Consider the following 16,665-nt stretch of genomic DNA (forward strand, 5'->3'; position numbering starts at 1 on the left):
TGTCGTGGCTTGTTGTGAGCATTGCGCATGCTCCCGGCGGCGTGCAAAAAGCAGGGGCGTGAACTTTTTTTGAAGATTTTTCGCTCTGGCACTAGCGCGACGCCGAGAGTTCTTGTAGTATTCGGGCTCCGTTGAATACGGAGCGCGAAACAGCAGCAAGTTTCACGCAAAGAGTGCTTGAATCGAGCAACGATGTTTCTCCGAAACACCGAAGCGATGAAAAAAAGATTCAAAAAGCTCTTGACGAAAGCGAAATTGATGTTTAAAATCTCGCTTCTGTTCTGCAAGGGGGTATAGCTCAGCTGGGAGAGCGCTTGCATGGCATGCAAGAGGTCAGCGGTTCGATCCCGCTTACCTCCACCATCAGAACAGGTAGTTTCCCAGTCGCAGTAAAGCTGGTGATTCGCAGGAATAGCTGTAAAGTGTAGTCAGGCATTATCTGAAAAGATCATGTCCCCTTCGTCTAGAGGCCTAGGACATCACCCTTTCACGGTGAGTACAGGGGTTCGAATCCCCTAGGGGACGCCAGACATGAGCGTCGTCAACGAGGTTGGCGAGGCAGCAGGTGGGAGTCAACCAACGCCCATCTGTGATTGTCGCGTTGGAGCGGTAGTTCAGTTGGTTAGAATACCGGCCTGTCACGCCGGGGGTCGCGGGTTCGAGTCCCGTCCGCTCCGCCAGATAGAAGCCCGTTCAGAAATCGTGAGCGGGCTTTTTAGTTGTAGCAGGATAAGGTGTAAGCCTGTGTTGTCCCCTTCGTCTAGAGGCCTAGGACATCACCCTTTCACGGTGAGTACAGGGGTTCGAATCCCCTAGGGGACGCCAAAGTTTTTCTGCGGCGCCACAAGTAGCAAGGCGACGCCGCCAGCGGGAGCTAACCAACGCCCGCCGGTGTAGTAGCAGAGCAGCACTGGAGCGGTAGTTCAGTTGGTTAGAATACCGGCCTGTCACGCCGGGGGTCGCGGGTTCGAGTCCCGTCCGCTCCGCCAGATTCGAGTTGTGCGCGCAAGCGTGCAGCGTGTAGTTCAAGGCGCAAGCCTGTGTTGTCCCCTTCGTCTAGAGGCCTAGGACATCACCCTTTCACGGTGAGTACAGGGGTTCGAATCCCCTAGGGGACGCCAAAGTTTTTCTGCGGCGCCATCAAGCAGTCAAGGCGACGCCGCCAGCGGGAGCTAACCAACGCCCGCCGGTGTAGTCAGAGCAGCACTGGAGCGGTAGTTCAGTTGGTTAGAATACCGGCCTGTCACGCCGGGGGTCGCGGGTTCGAGTCCCGTCCGCTCCGCCAGAATCAAAGCCCGCTGGAAGTTCCAGCGGGCTTTTTTCTTTTGCGCCGCCGGTTCCGGTTCGCGCGTTCTCTTTCTCTTCCGATCTTTGGTGCGGCGCCGGTACGGTGTTGCTGCGGCTCATTTCTGCGCGCGAAACGTGCGGGCGTACGGACAAAACGCCATTGCCTGAGGCGACGCGTTATCGTAGCGTTGTCGAAACTCCGAATTTCCGCGATTGCCGCCTTGCCTGCCATGTTCGCACCGAACGACATCCCGTCGCGCTTCCAGCTGCGTCACGCCACCATGGACGACTTCGAGTTCGCCGAGTCGCTCACGCGCCGGAACATGGGCGGCTATTACCAGCGGCATCATCTGATCTGGCGGGGCGATCTGTTCCTCGCGAGTTACCGCGAGTCGGAGAATTTCATTCTCGAACTCGACGGCGAGGCGATCGGCGTGCTGCGCGTGACGCAGGAGGGCGATTCGCTGCACATCCGCGACGTGCAGATCGCCGAGGGCTGTCGCGGCAACGGCGCGGGCACGTTCCTGCTCGACATCTCGCATCAATGGGCGCGCGAGCGCGGCTTGCGCGAATTGCAGTTGCGTGTATTCGTCGATAACCCGGCGGCGCGGCTCTATCTGCGCATGGGTTACCGCGTTGCCGGACCGCGGCTCGCGCGGCTCGGCTCGATCCGGCACATGACGCGCCCGGTGTGATCGCGCGTCAGTCGCCCGGCGCTTCGAGTGGTTCGTCGTTCGCGGAATGCGTTTCGTCGAGGTCCTGCTCGCGGTCGCCGGTGCCGCGCGCGATAAAGGCCCGCGGGCTTTCGCCGAACGCGCGCCGGAACATCGCCGAGAACGCACTCTGGCTTTGGTAGCCGAGTTCCTGCGCGACGATCGACATCGGCTTGCCCTGATTCAGCAGCGGAATCGCGCGCGCGAGGATCGCTTGCTGACGCCACTGCGAAAAACTCACGCCCAGTTCCAGCCGGAAAAGCCGCGCGATCGTGCGCGTGCTGGCGCCCACGTGCGCGGCCCAGTATTCGAGCGAGCCTGGACCGGCCGGATCGGCGAGCAGCGCTTCGCAGAGCGCGCGCAGGCGCTTTTCCTCGGGCATTGGCACCGCGAGCGGCAGGGGCGCAGAGCGCGTGATTTCGTCGAGTGCGACCGCACCGAGCAGACGCTCGCGCGCCGGGGCGATGCCGTGTTCGTCGAAGGCGGCGATCGATTCGCGCAGCAAGCCCGAGACTTCGACCACGCGGCACGCGTCCAGCCCGGCGGGAATCACCGACTGATCGACATAGAGCGTGCGCAGGAACGCGTCCTCGACGATGGACACTTCGTGCGTGACGTACGGCGGCACCCAGATCGCGCGCGACGGCGGCACCATCCACGTCGTGCCGGGCGTGGCCATGCGCAGCACGCCACGCGACGCATAGGCGAGCTGCGCCCACGCATGCGTGTGCTTCGAGATGCGCACGCCGGCGGCCATCGGCCGCGAGCGTACGCGGATCGGATGCTCAAGGTTCGGCGCGAACTCGGGCGGGATCTCGGCGAAGGCGGCGGGCAGGGCGTCGCTGACGCGGGTGGCGTCGAAGGTGGTGGCGTCGGCGGTCATGGCGGCATGCGGATGCTGATTTGCGCTGATCTGTGCGGGTTGGCGCTGACAGGGGCAACGGAGTGCCTCATTGTAGGCGCGTGCACGGATCGGCGCGCATCGATGCTTAACGCGCCTCTGCACGCCCGCCACGTCGCCCGAAAACATGCTGGCTATCGCATAATGACGCGGAGATCAGGAGCAAGGAGCGGAATTCATGAAATACGTGTTCGTCTACGGCACGCTGCGCGCGGGCGAGATCAACGACATCAACCTCGCCGCGGATCGCCATGCGATCGCGCGTCCGCGTCATCTCGGGCTCACGTCGCTGTCGGGTCGGCTGTTCGACTTCGGCACGTATCCGGGCATGGTGGCGGCCGCGCACGACGACGCGGCGATCCAGGCGGATCAACCCGCGCGCGTAGTCGGCGACGTCTATGAAATCGACGATGCGCTGCTGGCCGTGCTCGACGAAATCGAGCAGGTCTATCCGGGCGTCGACGGGCTGTTCGTCTCGAAGGCGGTGAGCCTCGAAGTGCAGGGCGAGCGCGTCGACTGCCTGTACTATCCGGTCGCGCCGGGCGCGGTCGCGGGCCGTCCCGAGATCACGAGCGGCGACTGGGTGGAGCATCGGCGCGCGCGCTAGGCGCCCACCTCGCGCACCACGAAAAACTCGCAGAAAACACGAAGGCCCGGCGGACTCCCATCCGCCGGGCCTTTTTTATCGACGCATCGGCTCATCGCATCCAGCGACGAGCGAAGCCGATCAGATTTCCTCGTACAGCGGCAGCGTCAGGAATTCGACGAAATCTTCCGACGTCGACATCTGTTCGAAGATCTGCGCGGCGCGCTCGTACGGCTTCGTATCGCCGCCGACCACGCCCTTCACCTTGTCCAGTTCCTGCGGGATCAGTTCGCGCACGAGTTCGGCCGTGACCTTGCGGCCGTCGTCGAGCTTGCCCTTCGGCGAGCGGATCCACTGCCACACCTGCGAGCGCGAGATTTCGGCGGTCGCGGCGTCTTCCATCAGGTTGTGGATCGGCACGCAGCCATTGCCCGCGAGCCACGAACCGAGGTAGTGGATGCCGACGTTGATGTTGTTGCGCAGGCCCGTTTCGGTGATCGGCGCTTCCGGACGGAAGTCGAGCAGATCCTTGTTCGTCACGTTGACGTCGGGGCGCTGCTTGCCGATCTGGTTCGGCTTGTCGCCGAGCACCTTCACGAACTCTTCCATCGCAATGGGCACGAGGCCCGGATGCGCAACCCAGCCGCCGTCGTAGCCGTCGCCCGCGTCGCGCGCCTTGTCCGAGCGCACGCCGCCCATTGCCTTGTCGTTCGCTGCCGCGTCGTTCTTGATCGGAATCAGCGCGCTCATGCCGCCAATCGCCGGCGCATTGCGCTTGTGGCAGGTCTTGAGCAGTTCGAGCGCATAGGCGCGCATGAATGGCACGTTCATCGTGATCTGCGAACGGTCCGCGAGGCAGAAGTCCGCGTCCTTCTTGAACTTCTTGATCGCCGAGAAGATGTAGTCCCAGCGGCCGGCGTTCAGGCCCGAGCTGTGTTCGCGCAGTTCGTAGAGGATTTCGTCCATCTCGAAGGTGGCGAGAATCGTTTCGACCAGCACCGTCGCGCGAATCGTGCCGCGCGGAACGCCCACGCCTTCCTGCGCCGCGACGAAGATGTCGTTCCACAGGCGCGCTTCGAGGTGGCTTTCCATCTTCGGCAGATAGAAGTACGGGCCGCTGCCGCGCGAGATCAGTTCCTTCGCGTTGTGGAACAGATAGAGCGCGAAGTCGAAGATGCCGCCGGACACGCGCTGGCCGTCGACCGTCACGTGCTTTTCGTCGAGATGCCAGCCGCGCGGACGCACGATCAGCGTGGCGGTCTTGTCGTTGAGCTGATACGACTTGCCGTTCTGTTCGAGCGAGATCGTGCGGCGCACCGCGTCCTTGAGGTTGATCTGGCCGGTGATCTGGTTGTCCCAGTTCGGCGCGTTCGAATCCTCGAAGTCGGTCATGTACGAATCCGCGCCCGAATTCAGCGCGTTGATGATCATCTTGCGCTCGACCGGGCCGGTGATTTCCACGCGGCGGCATTCGAGATCCTTCGGCAGCGCGGCGATTTTCCAGTCGCCTTCGCGGATCGACTTCGTTTCTGCGAGGAAGTCCGGACGCTCGCCGGCGTCGAGACGCTTCGTGCGCTCGACGCGCGCCTTCAGCAGTTCCTGGCGACGCGGTTCGAAGGCGCGGTGCAGCTTCGCGACGAGTTCGAGCGCCTCGGGCGTGAGGATCTGTTCGAAGCCGGGTTGGATCTCGGCCGTGATCTGCATGCCTTGCGGCAGTTGCAACGTGTTCGCCATTTGCTAACTCCTTGGTCGGTCAGATTGTGAATGCGTGGTGTGCTGCTATCCGTGCTCGCTGAGCGATGTCGTCATGCGCCCGGGCTGGGGCGGGGGCGGCTTCGTTCGGCGGGCGCGGCGGTTTCGATGAAGGCGGCCAGTTCAGCCATGCCGCCGCCGGTGCCGTGCGGCGCGACGCCGAGTTCTTCGGCGGGCAGACGCTGGCGGTTGATCCAGAAGGTGGTGTAGCCGAACCAGCCGGCGCCCGCGGCGTCCCAGCCGTTCGACGACACGAAGACCAGCTCGCGCGGCGCCGCGTCGAACGCGGCGGTGCCGAGCGCGTACGCGGCGGCCGCGGGCTTGTAGGCGCGCACGGCGTCCACGGACAGCACGTGGTCGAACAGGCCGGTCATGCCCGCGCTCTTGACCGCAATGTCGAGCATCTGCGGATTGCCGTTCGAGAGGATCGCGAGACCCGTGCGGCTGCCGTCGGCGCGCGTTTCGCGCAGGCGGCGCAGCACCGGCAGGACGTCGGGGAAGGCAGACAGGCAGGCGTATTCGTCCATCAGACGCTTTTCGCCCGCGCCCGTGAGCGAGAGGTTCAGGCGGCGCGCGGCGTAGCGCAGCGCGTCGAGCGTGACGTCCCAGAACGGCTTGTAGCGCGCGCCGGCGGGGTCCGAGAGCGTGCGCAACTGCGTGTACTCGATCTGCTTGAGACGCCAGAGCTGCGAGAGCGCTTCGCCCTGGCCCGGGAACATCTGCTCGGCGGCGGCGACGACGGAATGCACGTCGAAGAGCGTGCCGTACGCGTCGAAGATCACCGCCTTGGGAAAAAGAGTTGTCGTTGTGGCCGACATAGCCTTGCACTCCGTCGTCAGAGGTCGAGGTGAATTGTATTCATGAGGTGGATTGCTGAAAAAGGCGCGATTGATCACTTGATCTTTTACTTTTACCCACCTAATCTGACGATCATTCGCTTCTTTGCAGCCATTTGCGCTGCGCAATCCGGCTCCCTTTTTCTCCAGATGGATCGATTCAAGCAGATCGAAACCTTCGCGATCGTCGCCGCGAAGGGCAGTCTTTCGGCGGCCGCGCAGGCCGAAGGCGTGGCGCCCGCGATCATCGGACGCCGTATCGACGCGCTCGAGGAACGCCTCGGCGTGAAGCTGTTCGTGCGCACCACGCGGCGTATCACGCTGACTTTCGAGGGCTCGGCGTTTCTCGAGGACTGCCAGCGCATCATCCACGACATGCAGAACGCCGAGGCGAGCGTCTCGGCGGGCGGCGTGAAGGCGAGCGGACATTTGCGCGTGTCGGCGCCAGCGGGTTTCGGACGACGTCACGTCGCGCCGCTCGTGCCCGATTTCACGGTCGCGCATCCGGACGTGACGATCACGCTCGATCTCTCGGACCGGCTCGTCGATCTGGTCAACGAAGGCTTCGACTGCGCCGTGCGGCTGGGCGAATTGCCCGATTCGTCGCTGGTCTCGCTCAAGCTCGGTGAAAACCGCCGCGTCGTCGTTGCCGCGCCCTCGTATCTGTCGCGGCGCGGCGAACCCGAAACGCTCACCGATCTCGCGCGCCACAACTGCCTCGCGTTCGGCGCGAGCGCGAATCAGCAGCGCGGCTGGACGTTCCAGCAGGACGGCAAGGTCGTGCAGATTCGCGTGGCGGGCACGATGGAGTGCTCGGATGGCGCGGTGCTGCACGAATGGTGTCTGGCGGGCCACGGTCTCGCGTGGCGCTCGTGGTGGGAAGTCGGCGAGGACATTGCGGCGGGCCGGCTCGCGCGCGTGCTCGACGCCTACGCCGCGCCGCCCATCGGCATTCATGCCGTGTTTCCGCAGCGCCGGCACCTGCCGTTGCGCGTGCGCCTCTTTCTCGACTTTCTCAAGCATACGTACGGTCAACCGGGTTACTGGGGTCAGGACTGACGCGATCCGTCCCGCGACATTCGCTCGACGCGCGGCCTGACGTGGGTGTTGCCGATATGCGGAGATGCCCGCATGCCCGCCGCGGCGTGTTTTTTAGCGCACTACAATCGGCAGAAGACCGGGCAGCAGACTGGGTAGAAGCGTTGGCAGAAGCGTTGCCGGAAGCGCCGGCAGCGCAGACGAACACGGAGGGCGTCATGTTCAAGCACATCCTCGTTCCGACCGACGGCACGGATCTGTCGAAAAAGGCGATCGACGGCGCGATTGCACTCGCACGGACGCGGGGCGCGCACGTCACGGCCTACGCCTGCATGCCGCAGTATCCGTACTCGCCGTATCCTGGCAACATCGCCGGCGACATCGCCATCGAACTTCCCGGCGACTTCCAGACGCGCAGTGAGCGAGAGGCGCGCACGCATCTGCAGGCAGTCGAGGAGGCGGCGCACAGCGTGGGCGTGGCGTGCGACAGCTGCACCAGCGTGCATCCTTCGCCTTATCTGGGCATTATCGAAGCCGCCGAAAACCGGGGCTGCGACGTGATTTTCATGGCCTCGCATGGACGTCGCGGTCTGGGCAGCCTTTTGATCGGCAGCGAAACCCAACGTGTGCTCAGTCATACGAAGATTCCGGTGATCGTCTATCGGTGAAAAGCGTCCGGCGCGCGTCCGGCGGTGGCGGTGGCCGGCATGCCCCGCCAAGGTTCACATGCCGGCCGCCGCGCCGTGCGGACGGCGCCTGAACGGGCGAGGGTTCCCCAACCCGCGCCAACGGTGGTCTTACGCCACCTTTTTATCGAAAAACTGCTCGTCTTCCGTCGAACCGTGCAACGCCGTGGTCGACGCGTTGCGCTCGACCGTCTGCGTCACGGCGTCGAAGTAGCCCGTGCCCACTTCGCGTTGATGCTTCACGGCGGTGAAGCCCTTCTCGGCCGCGGCGAACTCGGCCTGCTGGAGTTCCACGAACGCGCTCATGTTCTGACGCGCATAGCCGTGCGCGAGGTTGAACATCGAGTAGTTCAGCGAGTGGAAGCCCGCGAGCGTGATGAACTGGAACTTGTAGCCCATCGCGCCCAGCTCGCGCTGGAACTTGGCGATCGTCGCGTCGTCGAGATTCTTCTTCCAGTTGAACGACGGCGAGCAGTTGTACGAAAGCAGCTTGCCCGGGAATTCCTTGTGGATCGCTTCGGCGAACTGCTTGGCGAACGCGAGATCCGGCTTGCCCGTCTCGCACCAGATCATGTCGGCATACGGCGCGTAGGCGAGGCCGCGCGAGATCGACTGTTCGAGGCCGTTGCGGGTGCGGAAGAAGCCTTCCACCGTGCGCTCGCCGGTAAGGAACGGCTTGTCGTTGTCGTCGATATCCGAGGTGACGAGGTCGGCGGCTTCGGCGTCGGTGCGGGCGAGCAGCACGGTCGGCACGCCGCAGACGTCGGCGGCCAGACGCGCGGCCGTCAGCTTGGCGACGTTTTCGCGCGTCGGCACGAGCACCTTGCCGCCCATGTGGCCGCACTTCTTGACCGAGGCGAGCTGGTCTTCGAAGTGCACGCCCGCGGCACCGGCTTCGATCATCGCTTTCATCAGTTCGAACGCGTTCAGCACACCGCCGAAGCCCGCTTCGGCGTCGGCCACGATCGGCTGGAAGAAGTCGGTATAGCCTTCGTCGCCCGGATTCTTGCCTTCCGACCACTGGATCTGGTCGGCGCGCGTGAGCGTGTTGTTGATGCGCTTGACCACCTGCGGCACCGAGTTGGCCGGGTAGAGCGACTGGTCCGGATACATCTCGCCCGCGAGGTTCGCGTCGCCCGCGACCTGCCAGCCCGACAGATAGATCGCCTTGAGGCCGGCCTTGACCTGTTGCATCGCCTGGTTGCCGGTGAGCGCGCCCAGCGCGTTGATGAACGGCTCGGTGTTCACGCCTTTCCAGAGCTTTTCCGCGCCTTGCTTCGCGAGCGTGTGCTCGGGCTGGATCGATCCGCGCAGGCGCACCACGTCGTCGGCCGTGTAGTTGCGCTTGATGCCTTTCCAGCGCGGATCCGTGTCCCATTGCTGCTGGAGTTGCTCGGCTTGCTGTTGACGCGTCGACATGGTGGGCTCCTTCTGTTGACCTGATAGATGAACCGCTGATCGGAACGACTAAACCGGTGAACTTCGCGAAGCTTGTGTCTCGTTGTGGGGACGGAGGCGTTTTGTTTCGCGAACTCTTATATAAGAGTCTAGGCAAATCGATCACCCCGCAACAGGGCGGCAATGAGGATTTTTATGGATTTTTAATCCAATTAAATCAATGATTTATTGTGTTTATTTCGCGATGAGGAATGCGATTTTCCATCTCGCAATGGCCCGGTTTGTGCCACGCAGCACGCGATTTTACGGAGCAAAAATTTTTTTCATATCGTGAAATCCAGCGTGCGGGCAAAAAAAGACCGGTGACGAAGCACCGGTCTTTTTTGGGGCTGCGGACGCCGGGCGGTTGTGAATCGCCGCCCGGTGCCGTTTTCAGCGTGGTTTAGCTGTCGCGACGCGCGCCACGCGGGCCGCCGTCACGACGGCCGCCGCCGAAGCCTTCGCGCGAACGGCCGTAGCCGTCGCCGCGCGGCTGGCTGTAGCCGCCACGATCGCCGCCTTCGCGACGCGAGGCGCCGTAGCCGCCTTCACGCTGGCCGTAGCCGCCGCGCGAATCCGACTTGTTGCCCCAGCTGTTGCCGTTGCGGTCGCCTTGCGGACGATCGCCGAAGCTGCGCTCGCCATTGCCACCGCCGTTGCCGCCGGCATTGCCGCCGTAGCCGCCACGGTTGTTGCCGTAGCCGCCACCCGGCTTGCCGCCGAAGCGACGGCCGCCGCCGTTGCCGCCGCCCGGACGGCCGCGACCGCCGAAGCCGCCACGGTTAGCCGGCGGTGCCTTGCGCGGCTCGAAGCCTTCGACGACGTTGACCGGCAGCGTGCCGCGCACGAAGCGTTCGATGCGCTTGAGCGCGCCTTGCTCGGCGTGGTGCACGAGGCTCACCGCGGTGCCCGAACGGCCCGCGCGGCCCGTACGGCCGATACGGTGAACGTAGTCTTCCGCGAACTTCGGCAGGTCGTAGTTGAAGACGTGCGTGATGCCCGGGATGTCGATACCGCGTGCGGCGACGTCGGTCGCGACCAGCACGCGCACGCGACGCTCGCGCAGCGCGCGGATCGTGCGGTTACGTGCGCCTTGCGGCAGGTCGCCATGCAGCGCGGCGGTTTCGAAGCCGGCGTCGGCCAGCTTGCCGGCGAGCTGGTCGGCGTCCATCTTGGTGGCCGTGAACACGACGGCCTGGTCGAGCTTTTCGTCGCGCAGCAGGTGGTCGAGCAGACGATCCTTGTGATCGCGGTCGTCGACGTAATGCACGGTCTGGGCGATGTTCGAGCTCGCTTCGATCTTGCGGACGATCTCGATACGCTCCGGATCCTTCAAGAGGCGGCCGGTGATCGAGGCGATCTTGCCGTCGAGCGTGGCCGAGAACAGCATCGTTTGACGCGTTTCGGGCGTGGCGGCCACGATCGTGTCGATGTCGTCGATGAAGCCCATGTCCAGCATGCGGTCAGCTTCGTCGAGCACGAGCATCTTCAGCTCGGACAGGTCGATACGGCCGCGCTCGAGGTGGTCGAGCAGACGGCCCGGCGTTGCCACGAGAATTTCGGGGTTCTTGGCGAGCAGCATCAGCTGCTGGCCGTAGGCCACGCCGCCGAGAATGCTGACGGTGCGCAGGCGGCGCAGGTGCTTGCCGTACGTCGAAGCGGCCGTCGTCACCTGCATGGCGAGTTCGCGCGTCGGCGTGAGGACGAGCAGGCCGGGGCGTGCCACCGGCTGCGGACGGCGTTGCGGGCGGCGATCGGCTTGCTGGCCGTTCGCGCCTTGCGGACGCGGCTCGCGCGGTTGCGCGGCTTGTGCTTTCTGGATCTGAGCGAAGCGCTCGATGGCAGGCAGCATGAACGCTGCGGTCTTGCCCGAACCGGTCGGGCTGGAGACCAGCAGGTCGCGGCCCGCGATGGCTGCAGGAATGGCGCGTTCCTGAACCGGCGTCGGGGCCTTGTAGCCCGCTGCGGTCAGCGCGGAGACAATCTCCGGCGACAGACCGAGCGACTCGAACGTCGGACCTGCCGGCGTGTCGGCAGCAGGCGCGACGCCTTCAGCGGCGGCGGCGACAGGCTGCTCGAGGCCGAGGGCGTCGTTGGCGATCGCGTCGAGGGGGCTTTGGGTATTGCTCGAAGTCATGAAAATCCTTGGTACACAGGAAATAGAACGTCGGCGCCAATCGGCATACCCAAGTCGTCGGATTGTGCAAACAAATCGAAAAACGGGGGCAATCCGCACACGGGGGCGGATTTTCGTTAGAAGCTGTTTTGGGTGCGGCTCAGCCCGGATTGGCCAACCGCCAGCCTGATACTTGACGGCCCGAAAGCAGGGCCACGGCAGGGAGGGACAGGTTCTAAACTGGATTGGAGCTTAACGCTACGTGGCGTTGGGCTGATCGCAATGGCGACCGGAGCGCAACGCAGCGTGGATTATATCTCGTTTTGTTGCAGCGCGCCAGCGCGAGCGCAAACGATTTGCGGTGCGCGGATAGTTGCACGCGGATCGGCGCAAAAGAGGGTGGGAACGGCGGGGGATCGCGGCGAGATCGCGGCGAGTTCGCGGCGAGTTCGCGGAGGGGAAATTCGGGCGAGGCGCGGCTGGGCGTGCCGCGCCGACCGGTGCGAAGCCGGGCTTAGCTCGCCGCGCCGCTCTTGAGCGACTCGACCAGTTCTACATACTGCGTCTTCGCCGTGTCCTGCGCCGTGCCTTGCAGCGCGGCCCACGCCTCGTACTTGTATTTGCCGACGATGTCGGTGAAGCCCGGCTTGTCGCCGTGCACGTCGCCTTCGCTCGCCTGCTTGTACAGCGCGTACAGACGCAGCAACGTCAGGTTGCCCGGACGCTCCGACAGCTTCTGCACGTCTTCCTGCGCCTGCGCGAACTGGGCGTTGATATCGCTCATTGCTGTTTCCTCCACTTGAATTCGATCGAGTCCGACGATGGTAGCAGCGTCGTCTGGCATGGGGCTGGAACGATTCCTCCACTCTAGAAGGACTCTCGCCGACGGTGAGCGCGGCGCGCAGCGCGCATGCCTGGGCGGCGACTGGGCGAGGGCGCCGCATTACAATAGCGGTCATGACTGAAACCGTGCTGCTTGCCATCGATACGTCGACCGAATTCTGTTCGGTCGCGCTGCTTCGCGCCGCCGCATCCGCGGGCGGTGCATCTGCCCCGGGCTCCGCTCAGGATGCCGCTGAGGATGCCGCTCAGAAACCGACCTCTTCGCGCGTCTGGGTGCGACATGAAGCCACGGGCGCTGTCTCCAGCACGCGCCTGCTGCCTGCCATCGGCGAAGTGCTCGCCGAAGCCGGCCTTACGCTCGCCGATTGCGACGCGATCGCGTTCGGCGCGGGCCCCGGCTCCTTCACGGGCTTGCGCACCGCCACGGGCGTGGCGCAAGGCCTCGCGTTCGGCCTCGATATTCCGGTCGTGCCGGTCAGCACGCTGCTCGTCTGCGCGGAAAGCGCGCGGCTGCGCGACGCGTCGGCGACGCGCGTGCTGGCGGCGCTCGACGCGCGCATGGACGAAGCCTATTGGGCCGACTACGCGTGGGACGCGGCGACGGGCGAATGGACGACCGTGCACGCCGCTTCGCTCGATGCACCCGAAGCCGTCGTCGCGCCCGACACGCCGTTCACGCTCGCGGGTAACGCGGCGGCGGCCTTCGGTACGCGCCTGAGCGCCGCGGCGGCCGCACGCGTGATCGACGCCGAGGCGCTGCCGCACGCCGTGCCGCTTGCGCATGCCGCGCTGCGTGCGTTCCGCGCCGGCCGCACGGTGCCCGCCGACCAGGCCGCGCCCGAGTACATCCGCAACAAGGTCGCTCAGACCACGGCCGAGCGCCTCGCCGCCAAATCGGCCGCGTCCGGGGAGGGACGATGAGCGGTGTGCTGATGACCGACCGCTATCTGTCCCAGATGACCGAAAGCGATCTCGACGAGGTCGTGGTCATCGAAAAGAACGCCTACGAATTTCCGTGGTCGCGTGGCAATTTCGAGGACTCGCTGCGCAACGGCTACTACGGCATCTGCATGCGTCATGTGACCGGCACGCTGATCGGCTATTGCGTGCTGATGCCGGTGGTCGACGAGATGCATCTGCTCAATCTGTGCGTCGCGCCGGCGGCGCAGGGCGCGGGCGCCGGGCTCGCGCTGTTGCGCGAAGGCGTGCGGATGTCGCGCGCGCAGGGGCTCGAAGGCCTGCTGCTCGAAGTGCGGCCGTCGAATCATCGGGCGATCCGGCTGTACGAGCAGTTTGGTTTCGTGACCGTCGGGCGGCGCAAGAACTACTATCCGGCGCGTCACCACACGCGCGAGGACGCGATGGTGATGCGTCTGACTTTTGCAGAGGAGGGCGCGGATGGCGCTCGATGAATACGCGCTCGAGGAGCTGGGACTCGCGCCGCGCTGGGTGCGCAAGGGTGCGGCGGCGGCCGTGGAAAGCGTGGCGGTCGAGGCCGTTAGCGTCGGCACTGGCGTTGCCAGCCATGTGACGGAGGTTGCGCCGTCGGTCGAGGCTGTCGTGGCGCGCGCCAGCGCGCCGTCGCAAGCCGAAGCACCGACGCCGGCGCGCACGCCGCAGCGCGAGCCGGGCGCTGCCTCGCCGTCACCCGAGTCACGTCGACCGGCGCCGTCCGAAGCGAAGCGCGCCCAACCGGATGCCGACGAGCCGCCGCCGTTCACCGACGACGATTTCGCGTGGTTCGATTCGGTCGCCGAGCCGGTGCTGCCGCAAGACATCGACGCGCCCGCGCGCGCGCCGCGCGACGACATCGCGACGCTCGACTGGGACGCGCTCGCCGAGCGCGTCAAGTCGTGCGAGCGCTGCCGCCTGTGCGAAAAGCGCACCAACACCGTCTTTGGCGTGGGCGACCGCGAAGCCGACTGGATGCTGATCGGCGAAGCGCCCGGCGAAAACGAAGACCGCCAGGGCGAGCCGTTCGTCGGCCAGGCGGGCAAGCTGCTCGACAACATGCTCCATGCGCTGACGCTCGCGCGCGGCGAAAACGTCTATATCGCCAACGTCATCAAGTGCCGCCCGCCCGGCAACCGCAATCCCGAACCGGACGAAGTCGCGCGCTGCGAGCCGTATCTGCAGCGCCAGGTCGCGCTTGTGAAGCCGAAGATCATCGTCGCGCTCGGACGTTTCGCGGCGCAGAGCCTGCTCAAGACCGACGGCAGCATCGCGTCGCTGCGCGGTCGCGTGCACGAGTACGAAGGCGTGCCGGTGATCGTCACGTATCACCCGGCGTATCTGCTGCGTAGCCTGCACGACAAATCGAAGGCGTGGGCCGATCTGTGCCTCGCGCGCGACACGTGGCGCAAGGCGGCGGGCGGCGAGTCATGAACGTCGAAGGGCGCGGCGGGGTGGGGCTCGTCGCGTCCGATGCGGTGACCGAAGTCGCGTCCGACCTTGCCTCGAACGCCGCGCGCGATCCACTGGCCTGCTACGCCGATCCGGCCGTGCGCGATCTCGCGTGGCTCCTGCTGAGTGCGGACTTGTTGCGTCCGCAACCGCAAGCGCCGCTCGCGCAGCCTTGCGCCGATTCGACGTCGGCCCATGCCGTCGCCGGTTGGCTCGCTCAACTCGATCGCGATCCGGCGCCGCTGCACGCAATGCTCGAAGCGGCGAATCTCACCCGCCTCGGCCGTTATGCGGAAGCGCTGCTTGGCGCGTGGCTGACGCTCGGTCCCGCGCCGCGACTCGTCGCCGCCGGTCTGCCGCTGCGTCACGCAGGACGCACGCTGGGCGAATGCGATTTTCTCGTCGAGACCGCCGATGGCCAAAAGCTGCATTGGGAACTGGCGGTGAAGTGCTATCTCCATGCGGGCGCCGATGAGCCTCACGAGGGCCGTCTCGCGGATTTCGTCGGGCCGAATTTGCGCGATCGCTTCGACTGGAAATTCGCGCATTTGCTCGACCATCAATTGCGGCTGACGCAGCGCGAGGAATTCGCGGCGCTCGGCCTGGTTGGGCCCTGGCTCGCGCAGATGTTCGTGAAGGGCTGGCTGTTCTATCGCGCCGATCCGCACGCGGATCATGCCGCGACGAATGCGCCGGAAGTGGCGGCGGCGCATGGGCGCGGCTGGTGGGTCACGCACGCCGATTGGGCCGATTTCGCGGCGCGTCACGGCGCGGATGGCTGGAGTGTCCTGCCGCGTCTCGCGTGGCTTGCGCCGCGCCACCTTGACGCGCGTGAGCTCGCGGAACGCGATCGTCCAGAGATTGCAACTAACGGCCAATCCGGCGATGCGGCAGCAAGTGGTGGTGGGTCAGGCGTCCACGAAAGGCTGGCAGCCGGATCGGCGGACGAAATGTCTATCAAGCGCGCCACGCAGGCTGACGGATTTTTAAACCGTCTCGCCGTCGCGCGCCCGACCGATTCCGCGACGCTGTTCGCGAATCTGCTGCGCAAGCACGATCCGGTGATGGTCGCTGCGTTCGTCGCCGATGGCGTCGGCGGCTATATCGAGCACTCGCGCGGTTTCATCGTCCCCGACGACTGGCCCGAGCGGGCGAGCGCCTTCGCGCGGCAATAACCCGCGCCTACCACCAACGCCAGAAGTGATGCACCGGGCCCACGCCGTGCCCGACATGGAGCCGGTCGCTCGCTTCCAGCGCGCCGGTGAGATAAGTCTTCGCCTGCGCGACGGCGTCCGCGAGCGTCGCGTTCTGCGGCCACAGCGCGGCAATCGCGGAAGACAGCGTGCAGCCCGTGCCGTGCGTGTTCGTCACCGGCACGCGCGGGCCGCCCAGACGCAGCGTGCCGCCGGCTTCGATCAGCCAGTCGGGGCTGTCGTCGCCGCCGAGGTGGCCGCCTTTCATCAGCACGGCCTGCGCGCCGAGCGCACGCAGACGCTCGCCTTGTTCGACCATCGCGGCTTCATCGGTGGCCGCTTCGATGCCGAGCAGCGCCGCCGCCTCCGGCAGATTCGGCGTGACGATGTCCGCGAGCGGCAGCAACTCCTCGCGCAGCGCCGCGACGGCCTCGGGCGCGAGCAGCGCGTGATTGCTCTTCGAGATCATGACCGTGTCGAGCACGATGCGCGGCGGCTTGTGACGGCGCAGCGCGTCGGCCACCGCACGCACGATCGACGCGTTGGCGAGCATGCCGATCTTCACGGCGTCGATGCGGATGTCGTCGAACACGGCGTCGAGTTGCGCTGTCACGAAGGCGGCGTCGGGTGCGTGGATCGCCGTCACGCCGCGCGTGTTCTGCGCGGTCAGCGCGGTGATCACGCTCGCGCCGTACGCGCCGAGCGCCGAGAACGCCTTGAGGTCGGCCTGGATGCCCGCGCCGCCGCCCGAATCGGAGCCGGCGATCGTGAGGACGTGGGAAATCGGTGAGGTCATGGCAGCGTCGCGAAGGCGCCGCGCGCGCATCGCTCCGAAAGCTCGAAGACCGCCGCGCGGACGCTGAAAAATTCGATG

At 65.6% G+C, this 16,665-nt stretch carries 15 protein-coding genes and 7 tRNA genes; 15 read left to right on the forward strand and 7 right to left on the reverse strand.

Annotated elements, in window-relative coordinates:
• Window positions 1-287 precede the first annotated feature (287 nt).
• The 8 genes from G5S35_RS06285 (at window position 288) to G5S35_RS06320 (ending at window position 1,982) form a co-directional block, all read left to right on the forward strand.
• A tRNA-Ala gene (locus tag G5S35_RS06285) sits at window positions 288-363 on the forward strand.
• A gap of 89 nt (window positions 364-452) precedes the next feature.
• Window positions 453-528, forward strand: a tRNA-Glu gene (locus tag G5S35_RS06290).
• Window positions 529-603: 75 nt separating this feature from the next.
• Window positions 604-680: transfer RNA gene (locus G5S35_RS06295), tRNA-Asp, on the forward strand.
• A 69-nt stretch (window positions 681-749) separates the two neighbouring features.
• Window positions 750-825, forward strand: a tRNA-Glu gene (locus G5S35_RS06300).
• Window positions 826-912: 87 nt separating this feature from the next.
• A tRNA-Asp gene (locus G5S35_RS06305) sits at window positions 913-989 on the forward strand.
• Between the two features lie 56 nt (window positions 990-1,045).
• Window positions 1,046-1,121 (forward strand) — tRNA-Glu (locus G5S35_RS06310).
• 87 nt (window positions 1,122-1,208) lie between these two features.
• Window positions 1,209-1,285, forward strand: a tRNA-Asp gene (locus G5S35_RS06315).
• Between the two features lie 232 nt (window positions 1,286-1,517).
• A complete protein-coding gene (locus tag G5S35_RS06320; protein WP_065060198.1) occupies window positions 1,518-1,982 on the forward strand; it encodes a GNAT family N-acetyltransferase in 465 nt (154 codons plus the stop codon).
• A gap of 7 nt (window positions 1,983-1,989) precedes the next feature.
• Here the strand turns inward: G5S35_RS06320 and G5S35_RS06325 are convergent, their stop codons facing one another.
• Window positions 1,990-2,883 carry an AraC family transcriptional regulator gene (locus G5S35_RS06325; protein ID WP_074984475.1) on the reverse strand — a complete coding sequence of 298 codons (894 nt, stop codon included), beginning with the start codon at window positions 2,881-2,883 and terminating at the stop codon, window positions 1,990-1,992.
• Window positions 2,884-3,079: 196 nt separating this feature from the next.
• Here G5S35_RS06325 and G5S35_RS06330 point away from each other — a divergent pair, with 196 nt between their 5' ends.
• Window positions 3,080-3,508, forward strand: a complete 429-nt coding sequence (locus G5S35_RS06330) for a gamma-glutamylcyclotransferase family protein (protein WP_183038744.1) — start codon at window positions 3,080-3,082, stop codon at window positions 3,506-3,508.
• Between the two features lie 120 nt (window positions 3,509-3,628).
• On the opposite strand, the gene aceB is transcribed toward G5S35_RS06330, so the two are convergent.
• Both aceB and G5S35_RS06340 read right to left on the reverse strand, forming a co-directional pair.
• On the reverse strand, window positions 3,629-5,221 hold the full coding sequence (gene aceB, locus G5S35_RS06335) for a malate synthase A (protein ID WP_074984478.1): 1,593 nt from the start codon (window positions 5,219-5,221) through the stop codon (window positions 3,629-3,631).
• A 71-nt stretch (window positions 5,222-5,292) separates the two neighbouring features.
• Entirely contained in the window at window positions 5,293-6,057 is a 765-nt protein-coding gene (locus G5S35_RS06340) for a haloacid dehalogenase type II (RefSeq protein WP_065060194.1), read from the reverse strand.
• Window positions 6,058-6,225: 168 nt separating this feature from the next.
• On the opposite strand from G5S35_RS06340, the gene G5S35_RS06345 reads away from it, so the two are divergent.
• Entirely contained in the window at window positions 6,226-7,134 is a 909-nt protein-coding gene (locus tag G5S35_RS06345; protein WP_183038745.1) for a LysR family transcriptional regulator, read from the forward strand.
• Window positions 7,135-7,331: 197 nt separating this feature from the next.
• Window positions 7,332-7,781 carry a universal stress protein gene (locus G5S35_RS06350; RefSeq protein WP_183038816.1) on the forward strand — a complete coding sequence of 150 codons (450 nt, stop codon included), beginning with the start codon at window positions 7,332-7,334 and terminating at the stop codon, window positions 7,779-7,781.
• 129 nt (window positions 7,782-7,910) lie between these two features.
• On the opposite strand, the gene aceA is transcribed toward G5S35_RS06350, so the two are convergent.
• The 3 genes from aceA to G5S35_RS06365 form a co-directional block, all read right to left on the reverse strand.
• Window positions 7,911-9,218, reverse strand: coding sequence for an isocitrate lyase (aceA, locus tag G5S35_RS06355; protein WP_065060192.1), 1,308 nt, complete (start codon window positions 9,216-9,218; stop codon window positions 7,911-7,913).
• A gap of 421 nt (window positions 9,219-9,639) precedes the next feature.
• A complete protein-coding gene (locus G5S35_RS06360; RefSeq protein ID WP_110328471.1) occupies window positions 9,640-11,373 on the reverse strand; it encodes a DEAD/DEAH box helicase in 1,734 nt (577 codons plus the stop codon).
• 493 nt (window positions 11,374-11,866) lie between these two features.
• A complete protein-coding gene (locus G5S35_RS06365) occupies window positions 11,867-12,136 on the reverse strand; it encodes an acyl-CoA-binding protein (RefSeq protein ID WP_183038746.1) in 270 nt (89 codons plus the stop codon).
• Window positions 12,137-12,309: 173 nt separating this feature from the next.
• Here G5S35_RS06365 and tsaB point away from each other — a divergent pair, with 173 nt between their 5' ends.
• Genes tsaB through G5S35_RS06385 form a run of 4 tightly spaced genes read left to right on the forward strand, consistent with a single transcriptional unit; the run spans window position 12,310 to window position 15,773 of the window.
• Window positions 12,310-13,116 (forward strand): tRNA (adenosine(37)-N6)-threonylcarbamoyltransferase complex dimerization subunit type 1 TsaB, encoded by an 807-nt coding sequence (tsaB, locus tag G5S35_RS06370; RefSeq protein WP_074984484.1) that lies wholly within the window; start codon window positions 12,310-12,312, stop codon window positions 13,114-13,116.
• Entirely contained in the window at window positions 13,113-13,607 is a 495-nt protein-coding gene (gene rimI, locus G5S35_RS06375; RefSeq protein WP_065060188.1) for a ribosomal protein S18-alanine N-acetyltransferase, read from the forward strand. Before tsaB ends, rimI begins: the two co-directional genes overlap by 4 nt.
• The gene (locus G5S35_RS06380) at window positions 13,594-14,580 is read left to right on the forward strand and encodes a uracil-DNA glycosylase (protein ID WP_183038747.1); all 987 of its coding nucleotides are present in this window, start codon (window positions 13,594-13,596) and stop codon (window positions 14,578-14,580) included. Before rimI ends, G5S35_RS06380 begins: the two co-directional genes overlap by 14 nt.
• On the forward strand, window positions 14,577-15,773 hold the full coding sequence (locus G5S35_RS06385; RefSeq protein ID WP_237181352.1) for a DUF1853 family protein: 1,197 nt from the start codon (window positions 14,577-14,579) through the stop codon (window positions 15,771-15,773). The genes G5S35_RS06380 and G5S35_RS06385 overlap by 4 nt, the downstream gene beginning before the upstream one ends.
• A 7-nt stretch (window positions 15,774-15,780) precedes the next feature.
• On the opposite strand, the gene thiD is transcribed toward G5S35_RS06385, so the two are convergent.
• Window positions 15,781-16,587: a bifunctional hydroxymethylpyrimidine kinase/phosphomethylpyrimidine kinase gene (gene thiD, locus G5S35_RS06390; RefSeq protein WP_110328545.1), complete on the reverse strand. Its 807-nt coding sequence runs from the start codon at window positions 16,585-16,587 to the stop codon at window positions 15,781-15,783.
• Between the last annotated feature and the right edge of the window lie 78 nt (window positions 16,588-16,665).

Source organism: Paraburkholderia tropica (assembly GCF_014171495.1).
GTDB lineage: Bacteria > Pseudomonadota > Gammaproteobacteria > Burkholderiales > Burkholderiaceae > Paraburkholderia > Paraburkholderia tropica.